10 protein-coding genes and 3 pseudogenes are annotated in these 11,171 nt (G+C 59.7%); 11 read left to right on the plus strand and 2 right to left on the minus strand.

Annotation, left to right across the window (positions count from 1 at the left end):
* Positions 1 to 1,052 precede the first annotated feature (1,052 nt).
* From NKI16_RS33150 to NKI16_RS33165, 4 genes and pseudogenes are all read left to right on the plus strand, one after another.
* A pseudogene (locus NKI16_RS33150) lies at positions 1,053 to 1,208 on the plus strand (diguanylate cyclase); the annotation flags it as partial.
* A gap of 734 nt (positions 1,209 to 1,942) precedes the next feature.
* Positions 1,943 to 2,155 carry a DUF982 domain-containing protein gene (locus NKI16_RS33155; RefSeq protein WP_352516152.1) on the plus strand — a complete coding sequence of 71 codons (213 nt, stop codon included), beginning with the start codon at positions 1,943 to 1,945 and terminating at the stop codon, positions 2,153 to 2,155.
* A gap of 462 nt (positions 2,156 to 2,617) precedes the next feature.
* Positions 2,618 to 2,900, plus strand: a pseudogene (locus NKI16_RS33160) (alcohol dehydrogenase catalytic domain-containing protein); the annotation flags it as partial.
* 463 nt (positions 2,901 to 3,363) lie between these two features.
* The gene (locus NKI16_RS33165; RefSeq protein WP_352848010.1) at positions 3,364 to 3,621 is read left to right on the plus strand and encodes a hypothetical protein; all 258 of its coding nucleotides are present in this window, start codon (positions 3,364 to 3,366) and stop codon (positions 3,619 to 3,621) included.
* 340 nt (positions 3,622 to 3,961) lie between these two features.
* Here NKI16_RS33165 and NKI16_RS33170 read toward each other — a convergent pair whose 3' ends face one another.
* Positions 3,962 to 4,819, minus strand: a complete 858-nt coding sequence (locus NKI16_RS33170) for an alpha/beta fold hydrolase (RefSeq protein WP_352903021.1) — start codon at positions 4,817 to 4,819, stop codon at positions 3,962 to 3,964.
* Positions 4,820 to 5,072: 253 nt separating this feature from the next.
* Here NKI16_RS33170 and NKI16_RS33175 point away from each other — a divergent pair, with 253 nt between their 5' ends.
* The 6 genes and pseudogenes from NKI16_RS33175 (at position 5,073) to NKI16_RS33200 (ending at position 9,349) form a co-directional block, all read left to right on the plus strand.
* Positions 5,073 to 6,122, plus strand: coding sequence for a YihY/virulence factor BrkB family protein (locus tag NKI16_RS33175; RefSeq protein ID WP_352924650.1), 1,050 nt, complete (start codon positions 5,073 to 5,075; stop codon positions 6,120 to 6,122).
* Positions 6,123 to 6,170: 48 nt separating this feature from the next.
* Positions 6,171 to 6,716 (plus strand): annotated as a pseudogene (locus tag NKI16_RS34215) (transposase); the annotation flags it as partial.
* Between the two features lie 237 nt (positions 6,717 to 6,953).
* Entirely contained in the window at positions 6,954 to 7,301 is a 348-nt protein-coding gene (locus tag NKI16_RS33185) for a hypothetical protein (protein WP_156948222.1), read from the plus strand.
* A gap of 4 nt (positions 7,302 to 7,305) precedes the next feature.
* Positions 7,306 to 7,701 carry a phage holin family protein gene (locus NKI16_RS33190; protein ID WP_352457931.1) on the plus strand — a complete coding sequence of 132 codons (396 nt, stop codon included), beginning with the start codon at positions 7,306 to 7,308 and terminating at the stop codon, positions 7,699 to 7,701.
* Positions 7,698 to 8,582: a hypothetical protein gene (locus NKI16_RS33195; protein ID WP_352706224.1), complete on the plus strand. Its 885-nt coding sequence runs from the start codon at positions 7,698 to 7,700 to the stop codon at positions 8,580 to 8,582. Before NKI16_RS33190 ends, NKI16_RS33195 begins: the two co-directional genes overlap by 4 nt.
* A complete protein-coding gene (locus tag NKI16_RS33200; protein ID WP_352924655.1) occupies positions 8,579 to 9,349 on the plus strand; it encodes a hypothetical protein in 771 nt (256 codons plus the stop codon). The genes NKI16_RS33195 and NKI16_RS33200 overlap by 4 nt, the downstream gene beginning before the upstream one ends.
* A 693-nt stretch (positions 9,350 to 10,042) precedes the next feature.
* Here NKI16_RS33200 and NKI16_RS33205 read toward each other — a convergent pair.
* Positions 10,043 to 10,552 carry a ferritin-like domain-containing protein gene (locus NKI16_RS33205; protein ID WP_352924657.1) on the minus strand — a complete coding sequence of 170 codons (510 nt, stop codon included), beginning with the start codon at positions 10,550 to 10,552 and terminating at the stop codon, positions 10,043 to 10,045.
* A 295-nt stretch (positions 10,553 to 10,847) separates the two neighbouring features.
* Here NKI16_RS33205 and NKI16_RS33210 point away from each other — a divergent pair, with 295 nt between their 5' ends.
* Positions 10,848 to 10,979 carry a hypothetical protein gene (locus tag NKI16_RS33210; protein ID WP_352881761.1) on the plus strand — a complete coding sequence of 44 codons (132 nt, stop codon included), beginning with the start codon at positions 10,848 to 10,850 and terminating at the stop codon, positions 10,977 to 10,979.
* Positions 10,980 to 11,171: the final 192 nt, after the last annotated feature.

Raw genomic sequence — 11,171 nt, forward strand, 5'->3', positions numbered from 1 at the left:
GGTTGGAATCACCAGCGTGTGGCTGGCTGATCTCCCCCGACCACCGCCTGAACTCAACTCGGCTGGCGAGCAAGTTCCCGCCAGCTCAACGTTCTGATGCTGAAAATACTGGACCAGATCTATGCGTTCTCACCGTGGCGCCAGCGAAGCGACGACACCGGGGCGGGACAGGCGATGCCGCTACAGCTCCAGGCTTGTCTTCCCGGTGCGCACGGCGTCGACGACTTCGCTCATCGAGTCGAGGACGAGCTGGCCGACGATCCGCATGCGGATCAGCAACTCAGGGTCGATCGAGGGACGGCCGATCGGGCAGGCCGCACCCTAATACCCAAGCGGAAAGGCCACGCCCACGCCTGGACACGGCCAGTGTATAGCGGCGGGCTGCTTGCCAAATGAGCTCTAGTGATGTCGAGCGCCCGCTGCGCCGATATGAGCGTGGAGGCCACGAACAGGCGTATCAAAGGTCTGGCCTGATCGCGCCGGTTGATGATGCGGATAAAGGCCTGGTGGCCAGGCATCAGCGGCTCGGCCGCCGCCACGATCTCGGCCTGCCGCCACTTGTAGAAGGGCCAGATACTGGCGGATGGCCTTGAGCGTAGCGTCATGCTGGAGCGCCAACGGATCGGGATCGATGCCGCCAAAAGGCGACAAGACCAAGTACCCAGGACGGAAGCCAACAGCGATGGGGAAGCGCGACAAGATCGTGAAGTTGGATGCCGAGGGCATGACCAGAACAGCGATAGCCAAAGGAACTGGGGGTCAGTGAGCGGAGCGTTTATCGGGCGCTTCAGGGGACCGGTGAGCGCCGATAGGTGACCACTAGGACTACGAGGCGAATTAGGCCCCACCAGACTATGAAACGCTCCTCTCCCAAGCTGACCGCGCTCTTCCGTATCTTGACCCTCAGCTTCAGACGCCTGTCGAGGAAGTGTTCGACGCTGGCCATCACCCGTGCGCCCGCACGCTCGCTGCGAACATAGAGGGCAGTCGTCGGCGTAGCGAACGAAGCAGTGCTTGCGTCGCTCCAGTTCCTTGTCGAGTTCGTCCAGCATTCCGACTTTGAAACATGGCTGATTTCCACACAGTCGCGGCGGGGCAACACCGGCTTTTAAGCGTTTGAGACGGATCTCATGGATGGTCGCTGGCTCTGGATGACGGAAACGGATCAAAACGACGGCTGGATGCTCTGCATAGCCAACGAGATCACAATCTGCGGCTTCGGAAGCGAGGCTAGTCTCCATGACGTCAGGGCACGCCGCCGCTTCCGGTCTGCCAGCCTGGCGCATGTGTCAACAGTTCCGAGCCGAAGCACTGCACCGCCTCCCAGCCAAAGAAAGTTGGCTCGCCCGACTGGCAGAAGAAGACCTCGATGCTTCGCGCCTTCGCGGGGCCGTCAGCCAGACCATCGCCGGTGGGCCGCCGAAGGAACGTGGCATCCTTGCCGCGCTGCGCCGATCCCGCTGCCGGAGCCGATCTCCAGGTCAAGATCTGATGCGACATCTGCTCGATACAAACCGCCTCGGAGCCCCTGCTCTAAAGGACGGCCCAACGAAACGACCATAATCTTTTCATCTCCTCCCTCACAGCCGTCGAATTCGTCGCGGTGTGCTTGAGAAGCCGTCGGCAAGCGGCGTGACGAGCTCGAAAAATAGTTCGCGGCGTCGGACGGTGCACAGATGCTTTTTGCCGGCCGGGTCCTGTTGTACGACGAGAGGATGGTCCGGCTAGGCAAAGTGCCGGGCCCAAGGAGAGCCAGCTCAGCCTCAATCGCATCGGCCAGCGATTCTTTGAATTCGCGGTAATCCACATTCATGCAACCACTGCCCTTGTCTTCGCGTTTAGCTGCGTTCAATCGTGGGGAGCGACAAGAATGCGGGCCTTCAGTCCAATTACAATCTGCCTCAATCGCAACCTGACGGTGGTCGCGTCCATAGCCGACGCAATGAAGGTGCTTCAGCAACCATGGCCTAGAATGGGAAAGCCGGGGCGGCTCAACGCGATCCGAATGGTCGAGGAGTCCCTCGCCGGGCATTGCAGCCAGCAAGCTGCGCTCGAGGCCTTCAAGGCGGCCGCGGCTGAACAGGGACTCCTTAGAACAAGAGGGACCACCGCAGGTCTGGGGAAAATTGCGCGGATGGTTGAAGATCTGATGTGAGGTCATGCCGGCCTCGCTAACACTGAAGAGCCGCCCCACTTGAAGCCGAAATACTGCCTTCTCCCGCGGCAGCCGAAACGCCTCAAAACGGGCTATTAGCCTGGACGTGAGAAGGCCCTGGCTGCACAGTCTAAATGAGATCGACTGATCGTCGTAGGGCCCGTCGAAGTCAACGGGCTGGACCAAGCGTGTCAAAGACACGACTGGCGAAGAGATCGTGCCCAGCAGAGCGTGAGGGATCGCGATGCCAAGACCGATGCCGTCGAGCCGAGACACTCGCGGTCGAAGAGACCACGGAGAATCATCTGCTCATCAAGCCCAGTTCTCCGCGCAATCCTGATCGCGATTTTTGATAAGGTGCAGCCGCACTGTTTGGTCAGCGCAGAAATTCACCGTCGGATAAGTGGGTCCTGGCTGTCCCGGACGCGAAGACAGCCGAGCGTCCGTGCGAAGCGCCGCGAGATTTTTGAACAAAAGCGCGAGCTCTCTACGCTTGCCGAGGGCTTCAGGCGGAAAGCGTCTCCTGGCGATATCCGCTGCGATGAAGTCGCCGACCCGAAGGTTCTTCATCCGACTGACCCATCATCCAGCTCTCGGCGACCTGCATTTGCGGCTCGGACCTGTGGCCGTATAGGGGGATCCAGAATGTCGAAGCCCCATGCACATGGGTCAAGAATACTGCGGCATCATCATGGAGGTCGGCAGCGAAATCAGGACGGTTCGTCCCGGCCAGTTCGCTGGCGGAGAGTTGGCTTTCGAGTTTGCTGAGGCCGAGTGAGACGGCGCAAGCCATTGCCAGAACTTGATGTTTTCTGAGTTCGCTCTGCACTGGGGTCATACACCTTGATATGGTCTTATGTCCTTAGTCCTAGGACAGAGGACACACCGCATGAATGGGATGAGAAGTCAGGATATCGTGGTGCTTCTGAAGCTCGTGAGCTTGCAGGAGCAGGAGGGGCAAGTTGGCTCCGGGGAGCTTCATTGGAGCTTCTCGGGCGGGGCCCCGTACTCAGTTCGCGGCCTGGAATCGCTACTCGGGATCAGCAAAACGAGATTGACGCTTCCATCAAGCGAAGCCTCTCGTCGGGACTCGCCATCAAAGATCGAGATACGGGCCGAGCCAATCCCCATCGCCGCAATCTACACAATTTTATCGTCCACGGACTGAAATTTGTGTTCCCCGCAAGGCGGGCGGCATCACGCGCGGCATGCCGACGGCCTTTGCCGCGCCAATGCTAAAAGGACTGCTGATAAGCGGCGGTGAGTACATCCACATCTGGCCGTTTGCGGAAGGCCGGGATATGGGGCAATCGATCGAGCCCTTGTTTAAGAGCGTGCCTGAAGCTGTTCCGAAAGATGAGCGGCTGGACGAATATCTTGCGCTTGTCGATGCGATCCGGCTCGGAAACCAGCGGGAGGTGGGCCTTGCCGGTGAGCGGCTTTCTGAAAGGCTTCTGAAGAAATGACTACCATCCGAGGCCAGCTGCTCCACATGCTACAGATAGTAGCCGAGGCGCTGGGAAGCGACTTTCGGGAGCATCTGATATTTGTGGGCGGATGCACGACCGCTCTTTTCATTACCGACGAAGTCACGCTTGGGGATGTCAGGGCGACGGACGATGTCGATCTCATTGTCGATCTACTCCGCAAAGCGCGGTGTTGGTCGGAGATAATAGAACCTTATACCGCAATCCAACTTAGCTAGTTGTAATGTCCCCTCCTCTTTTGCAGCAGCCAGGAATGCCCTGCAGGCCTCCTCCGGCTCCATCTGACGCTGCCCCCAGTTTCTATCCATTTTTGAGTTCCTCAGCCCTCCAGGAACGCCAGAAGCGCCGCATTCACCGCGTTGCTCTCTTCGCGTTGAACCCAATGCGTCCCCTCCTCGAAAGTCTGCAGGCGGCCATCGTCGCAAAGGGCGAGACTGCGCTTGGCCAGCCCGGATTCCAGAGCCTGGTCCTGCATCCCCCACATAACAAGAGTGGGCGTCGTGATCCGCTCCTTCAGGCTCGGGCGAAAGCGCAAGGCGCGATACCAGTTGAGCATGCTGGTCAGCGCCCCCGGCCGCTCCCAAGCCTGCCGATATTCTGCAATCTCCTCTTCTTCGAAGGCGCCTTCCCGGCTGGATGTCCTGAGTGCCCGTGCGAGCAAGGCCGAGCGGCGCGCACCCAAAACGGCTTCGGGCAGCAAGGGGATCTGGAAGAAAACCGCGTAGCTGCTCCGCAGAAACTGCGTCGGAGATCGCAGGGCATGGGTAAACAGCACCTCGGGATGGGGCGCATTCAGGATGACGAGCTTGTCCAGGCGATGAGGCAACTTTGCCCCGGCGGCCCAAGCGACGATGCCGCCCCAGTCATGGCCGACGAGGTGAAACCTTCCGATGCCGAGCGCGTCGGCCAGGGCGACGACATCGCCGAGGAGCTTGGGGAGCGTGTACTCGCGGATGCCCTCTGGCTTGTCGCTGGTGTTGTAGCCCCTCTGGTCGGGAACGATGACCCGATATCCGGCGGAAGCGAGCGTACCGATCTGCCGTCTCCAGCCGATCCAGAAGTCCGGGAAGCCGTGCAGGAGCATGACCGGCTTACCCTCGGCAGGCCCGGCCTGAACGACATGAAGCCGAATGCTTCCGGCGTTGACGAACTGATGTTCAGGCGCGAGTGAGATCATGGCTGGTAACGTGGGTGTCGTTAAAATGATCCAGCGCAATGAGGATTTAGATCAGGCTGCGTCGTCCCGACAACATGCACGCTCAGCCGTCGCATCCCCCGCCACATGGGCATGGGAGCCGAAGGGCCAAGTGGGGATGGCGCAGGTGTTGCTGCAGGCGGCGGATGTTTATTTATAAGCGCAGGTCTGCACCTGCATCCTTTGGCGCTATTATACGTTTGCCCCGCGAAGAAGATGCTCCGGACCGGCGGCCATGTCGAAGAAAACAACCGAGGACGCTTACGAAGGTCAAGTGCAACTTGAGCGGCGGGCCGAACGGGAGAGCCGCGGACGCAATGCCGAATGGCCGTCAGAGATTCCCAGCCGCGGCTGGAAGGACGTGCTGTGGCGGGTCTTTGCTGAGGTAACCGAGGACCGTGTTATGCTGATCACGGCGGGGGCTGCATTCTATCTGCTTCTTGCCCTCTTTCCAGCGCTTGCCGCGTTCGTGTCCATCTATGGTTTCGTCGCCGATCCTCAGACCATCGCTGAGCACATTGCGTTCCTTGGCGGCGTACTGCCTTCGGGAGGTCTGGATATTATCAGATCTCAGCTTGCGTCCTTGGCCGCTCAGAAGGCTGGCGCGCTCAGCTTCGGCTTCATCTTCGGCCTTGCCGTCGCACTGTGGAGCGCCAGTAACGGCATAAAGACGCTATTCGAAGCCATGAACATCGCCTACGAGGAGAGTGAAAAGCGCGGCTTCATCCACCTGAATCTCCTGGCCTTGGGCTTCACACTTGGCGCCATCCTCATTGGTATCGGCTTTATCATCTCGGTGGGGATTGTGCCGGCCATGCTTGTGCTGCTGAACCTCGGCGGCTGGACCGAAGCCCTTGTGCGGATCTTTCGGTGGCCGATGATGCTGATCATGGTGGGCGTCGGGATCACGCTGATTTACCGCTACGGACCCAGCCGGGAAAGGGCAAAGTGGCAATGGGCGACATGGGGCGCCTTCCTCGCCGCTGTGGTCTGGATCGCAGTCTCGATAGGCTTCTCCTATTATCTTGAAAACTTCGCCAACTACAACGCCACGTATGGAGCTCTTGGGGCAGTCATCGGCTTGATGATGTGGACTTGGATTTCTGTGATTATCCTGGTTGTAGGTGCGGAGCTGAATTCCGAGATGGAGCATCAGACAGCGATGGACACCACCACAGGTGCGCAGCAGCCGATGGGTGCGCGAGGTGCCACGGTCGCCGACACACTGGGCGGACCGGCCGATGCCGCCGACCAGCAGTCGCGTTTGGACGAGCGCAACGCGTAGCGCGCAGATCAATTTGCACGCCATCGTCAAGCGGCTGCAGCCGAGCGTGAGCAACGGCTCAAGGCGCTGGTCGCCCGGCTTGCCCAGGTGACTGGCGATCTCACCATCCAGAAGCAACGCAAAAGCATCGTCGCCGATGCCGAAACCTCGCCAGCCTCGACGAGGTTCATTTTTCTGCTCAAGCGTCAGAGCCGCCGACTTGAAGGGCGAGATCGCCTCGCTACTCGACGACGATCCGCTGTGGGCCTGTCTCGATCAGGTCTTCGGTTCGGTCAAGGGCCCCGCGTACTCCTGATGGCCGAGTTGTCCGAGATTGACACCTTTCCAATAAGGCCATCGCCAAACTCGTGGGCTTGGCGCCGATCGCCAATGACAGCGGCAGACGCAGCGGTCGAAGACCGGTGCGCGGCGGCCGTAAAGGTCCGCGCTCCATCCTCTTCCTCATCGCGCTCACCGTCGCCAGATATGATCCCCCCGCGCCTTCAGACAGGAAAGGAAAAGATGACTATTCGCATTGCGCCCGCCCGCAAGCTACCCATCATTCCCAATGCAAAAGCACGCGATGCGCGCCACGAGTTCGCAAACGCAACTTGACACCACAGATAGTCACTCATTTGGAACCAACGTGCCTTACCTCCGTTTGCTCCTCGAATGGAGGAAACCATGAACAACCGGAATTCTGAACGGCGTCCCCCGACTGCGGTAAGAGCTGGTGACGGTACCTCGGAAGACATAGGAGCGACCGTAAGCGGCACGTTATCCAAAGCGTCCGACATAGCGCAAGGGGCAGCGGAAACCGCCAAACGGGCGGCCGTTGGTGGCGCGTCCACCGTGACCAATCAGGTGAAGGAGATGTTGGACCGTCAGGTCGGCAGCGGCGCCGAGGTGATGGGCCAACTGGCGAGTTCGACCAAGCGTGCGGCCGAGGACCTCGACGCAAACGCACCGATAGTCGCTGGGGTCGTGCGCACCTTCGCGAATAGGCTTGATGGATACGCAGACGACCTGCGAGACAGGTCCGTCGATCAGCTGGTTCTTGCAGCGTCCGATTTGGCGAGGCGCAAGCCGGGTTTGGTGTTTGGGCTGGCCGCCGTAGCGGGCTTTTTGACGTTCCGCACACTGAAGAGCGCGCCTCCCGCACCAGAGTCCATCAAGGGAAGGCGGCAGGGAGCGAACTGATCTGATGGCACAGGAACAACTGAAGAATTCGCCTCTCCCTCAAGCACTGTCGGCAGTGTTGGCGGACGTCGCGGACCTCTTTCAAAAAGAGTTGCGCCTGGCGCATGCGGAGCTGTCCGCCAACGTCTCAACGAAGCTCCAAGCAGGTGTGTGGATGTCTGCTGCTGGCGTGCTGGGAGTGGTCGCCGCTCTGCTTCTAGTGCAAGCCCTCGTACTTGGAATAGCCAGCTTAGGGATGGCCCTGCACTGGTCGTGTCTGATCGTCGCGGCCGCAACGGCCCTCGCCGCTGCTTTCGCCTACTATCGGGGCCGCGCTGATGCGCAAAAAGAACTTCTGCCGACACACTCCATAAGCCAAATAAAGCAGGATATTGCGACAACCAAGGAGCAATTAACATGAGCCGCAATTCACAGGTCCAGGATTTTGGAACGAAAGAATGGCTTCTCAGCTCCGCTAGGAACAATCCCGAAGGCCTTCTGCTCGTCGCAGCAGGGTGCGCGCTGCTAATGCGCAGCCGCAGTTCAAGTGCCGGGCATCGCGAGCAATCCCGTGCAACCGACGGGCGCCAAAATGCTCCGCACGTACGCACCGCCAGCGGCGGGGCGTCCAAAGCGCAGGAAGAGGCTAGCGAGACAGCAGAGGCCATGCGCGACAATTTAGCCGGCATTGGGGAGAAGGTGAGTGAAACCGCAAGTCAGTACGCATCATCCGCCGCGTCATACGCAGAACAGGCCGGTCGCTCCGTATCCGAGAAGTCAGGGCGCGTGGTGCAGCAAGCCCAATCAACGTTGCAAGACACGATTGGCCGCATGGTGGAAGAACAGCCATTGGCTTTTGTTCTGGCCGGCTTCGCAGCTGGTGCCGCTATAGCTGCTGCTTTGCCGGCCAGCGATGTCGAGAGGCGCACGCTCGGCCCAGCAGGAGAGCGATTGACGGATGCTGCTGAAAAAGCTGGGGAACGCTTGAAGTCCTCGACAGCAAAGGCGGGCGAACGGCTCAAAAGCGCCGCCGAGGAACATGGGCTGAATTCGGACGGCCTGAAGGAGGTCGCAAGGGACGTTGCGGGCGCCTTTGGAAGCGCCTTGTCAGAAGAGCAATCAAGTGAACCCGTGCAGCCGCCTTCGCCAAGCCCAAGTGGATCGAGCGGTTCATCCACTCCGGCCGCCAAGCTGCAACCGGGCAGCGCCACCCCTTCGGAAGGAATAACGGCCAAATCGCAGCGGTCGGGCAACGCTCGGTCGAGCAAACCTGCCCGCCCCGGTGGCAAGAGAGATTTATGATGGCCGATCCGCAACTTGAGCATCTTGAATACGAAGTTGAGGCTGCCCGGGCTAAGCTCGCCGAGGACTTGTCGACACTTCGGTCGCCAAACACGCTCTCCGAATTTACCGATGATTTGAAACACGAAGCGCTTGAGGCAAAGGATGCGCTGGTGGAGAAAGCAAGAGCCTCAATGCAATCGGTGGCGCAGGCGATTATTGACGATCTCAAGGCCAAGGCGGCTGCCAATCCGAGCGCTGCTTTGGCGATTGGGGCCGGTTTGGGGTGGCGTTTCCTCCGCCATCCGCCGATCGCAACCGCACTCGTCGGAGCGGGATTGATCAGCTTGTTGCGGACCAATTCAGCCCGGCCACCCAGCGAGCAGCAGGTTGATCACCTATCGTACGCCAAGGAGCGCCTGAAGGAGCAATCTAGCGATTTGGCGGAAAGCGTCAGTGATTTCGCTGTTGAAACGGCTGGCAAAATACAACGCGAAGCTGCCGAGTTGACCGGCGTGGCCAAGGAAACTGTTAAAGAGAAGACAGAACGTCTGGCTGCGGGTATCCGCCATAGCGGCGATGGGCAGCACCAGGGCGAGACTGCCGCAAGAGCACCCGGGCCCTTGGATGACGCTTGGTTAGCTGTTCAAGACGCATCGGGCGATGAGCATACGCAGGACAAACTCCTTCTGGCGGCGGCAGGGTTGGCAGTCGCCGCGGCTGTCGGCTTTGCGTATCAACGACGTCTGAATGACCGGATGGAAACCGACCGAACTGGAACAGCGTAGACAGAGGTCATTGCAGAGAAACAGTCGTCCTGAAGCAAAGCATGATGCCGCGCTCAGTTATCGAGTCCAGACCAGTTCAGACGGGATGCCATCGGATTGCATATTCTGGCAACCACGGACGGCGCGATGACGATGCGCACGGCGGACAAGATCGGACAAAACAACCCCTCGAGCATGATGATCGTCGGGTCACGGCGTTCAGTGAAACCGCCCGCAACCGGCTGAAGCGGAATTCACCCCGAAAACCGTGCAAGTGCTGCCGACCCCATAACGTGAGCGCAACGGCGCGCTCTGTCCGCTGTCAGGACGAACTTTCTCCGATCCGGCTTGGCGCTGCCGGTGCCCGCGCACGCAACTGCTCAGTCATCTGGGGCGTTCTCGGGCATTCCGCTATCGCGACCTCGTTTCGAACGTTTTAACACGCCCACTCGAGCTTGATCTCGCCGAGCGCTGCGCTAGCCCTTCCGATCTGGCTATTGCCAATGCGTATTTGACCAGGCTTGCGCAGGCGAACGCTTCGACTCTCTAAGTGACGACGCCGCAATATTAGCATCGCTCGTCGTTGCAATTTCTCGAAATGCGCAGCTCGACGACCGCCTGCTAGGCGTGTTCGTTGCCCAGCGTTCACGAAGGGGGACGCGCTAGCGGACGAATCCCGATCACCCAGTTCGCGGTCACTACGTTCCTACCCGATCACCGCTTGGCGCTGTCGCTGTCCGCTTCGGCCCGCGCAAGGAACTGCTCGGTTGTTGAGGGAAGACGGGTTTTCAGCCAATCCGCCATCGCGACTTCCTCTCGCAGATTCTCTTCGCAAGCCCGAAGAGCCTCCGTTTCGCCGAGCGATCGAGCAGCGGCAATCAGGATCGTGTAGGAGGCGATTTCCATGTGCTCGAACGTGTAGCTCGCGAGCGATCCTTTCATCACCTCGTCTCCAGCGAAGACGCCGCTCAGCGATTGCGCCATCGCCGTCAGCTTACCGCCAGCGTCCTTCATCGTGGATGAACCCTCGTCCATCTGATCGAGACAAGTCTTCAGCCGGGCAGCCTGCTGCTTCGTCTCGTCGAGGTGCTGTCGGATCCGGTCGCTCAGCTCCGGATAGTTCTCGATGCGACCCAACTGCCCGTTCAACATCGTTTCGGCCTGCTCTTCCATGGCATGGGCATCTCTAAGCCATTGGACAAACCATTCGCGGCTTTCTGACATCTCGAATCTCCTTTGCGATCTAAGGAAACTTTCAGAAGAGGACATTGTTCCGGAGTAGAGCCCGCCGAAACGGGCCTTGACCGTCGCAGAGATCAGCATCGTGGCGGGTCTCAATTCACCTCGCGAAAAATCCTGCAGCGATGCGTGGAAAAGGCCAAGATCGCGGAAGATCGGCGCAAGGAAAACGGCCCGTGGACGCTCGCCGCTGCGCCGCTCCATCACAAAGTCCAACTGGCACTGGCCGCTTCCTGGCCATCCGACGCGGCGACATACGGCGACATATTGAAGGTCCCGCATGGCATACTGCGACCGCTGCATGTCGTTCCTGGCAAGTAAGAACGGCAAGCAGATGAAGCTACCAGGCTCGGCGAAGCTGAAGTGGATTCTCGACGAGGCGCTGATCGCGGCCGCTGGCGCTCCGCATTGAGCCTTGTGCCTCACCGCGCCACCGCAGTCACAAGGAACGCGACGGCCTCTCCGCTCGTTGATTGCTTTTCGACTCGAGCCGCCGTCATGAGGTTCTAATATACGCCGGCCATCCTAAGGCTGACCTACGACCAGAGTTACAAAAGTTGAACTTCATCGGGGAACACTCCTTCTGTCTGCCTGTTCAATTTGC

The sequence above is a fragment of the Mesorhizobium sp. M0698 genome (genome assembly GCF_040320455.1).
Classification (GTDB): Bacteria; Pseudomonadota; Alphaproteobacteria; order Rhizobiales; family Rhizobiaceae; genus Mesorhizobium.

Excerpts from the sequence above, each read along its gene's own strand:
- NKI16_RS33200 (WP_352924655.1), top strand. The coding sequence starts at position 8,579 with ATGATGGCCGATCCGCAACTTGAGCATCTTGAATACGAAGTTGAGGCT.
- NKI16_RS33195 (WP_352706224.1), top strand. The coding sequence starts at position 7,698 with ATGAGCCGCAATTCACAGGTCCAGGATTTTGGAACGAAAGAATGGCTT.
- NKI16_RS33190 (WP_352457931.1), top strand. The coding sequence starts at position 7,306 with ATGGCACAGGAACAACTGAAGAATTCGCCTCTCCCTCAAGCACTGTCG.
- NKI16_RS33155 (WP_352516152.1), top strand. The coding sequence starts at position 1,943 with ATGAAGGTGCTTCAGCAACCATGGCCTAGAATGGGAAAGCCGGGGCGG.
- NKI16_RS33165 (WP_352848010.1), top strand. The coding sequence starts at position 3,364 with ATGCCGACGGCCTTTGCCGCGCCAATGCTAAAAGGACTGCTGATAAGC.
- NKI16_RS33170 (WP_352903021.1), bottom strand. The coding sequence starts at position 4,819 with ATGATCTCACTCGCGCCTGAACATCAGTTCGTCAACGCCGGAAGCATT.
- NKI16_RS33175 (WP_352924650.1), top strand. The coding sequence starts at position 5,073 with ATGTCGAAGAAAACAACCGAGGACGCTTACGAAGGTCAAGTGCAACTT.
- NKI16_RS33210 (WP_352881761.1), top strand. The coding sequence starts at position 10,848 with ATGGCATACTGCGACCGCTGCATGTCGTTCCTGGCAAGTAAGAACGGC.
- NKI16_RS33205 (WP_352924657.1), bottom strand. The coding sequence starts at position 10,552 with ATGTCAGAAAGCCGCGAATGGTTTGTCCAATGGCTTAGAGATGCCCAT.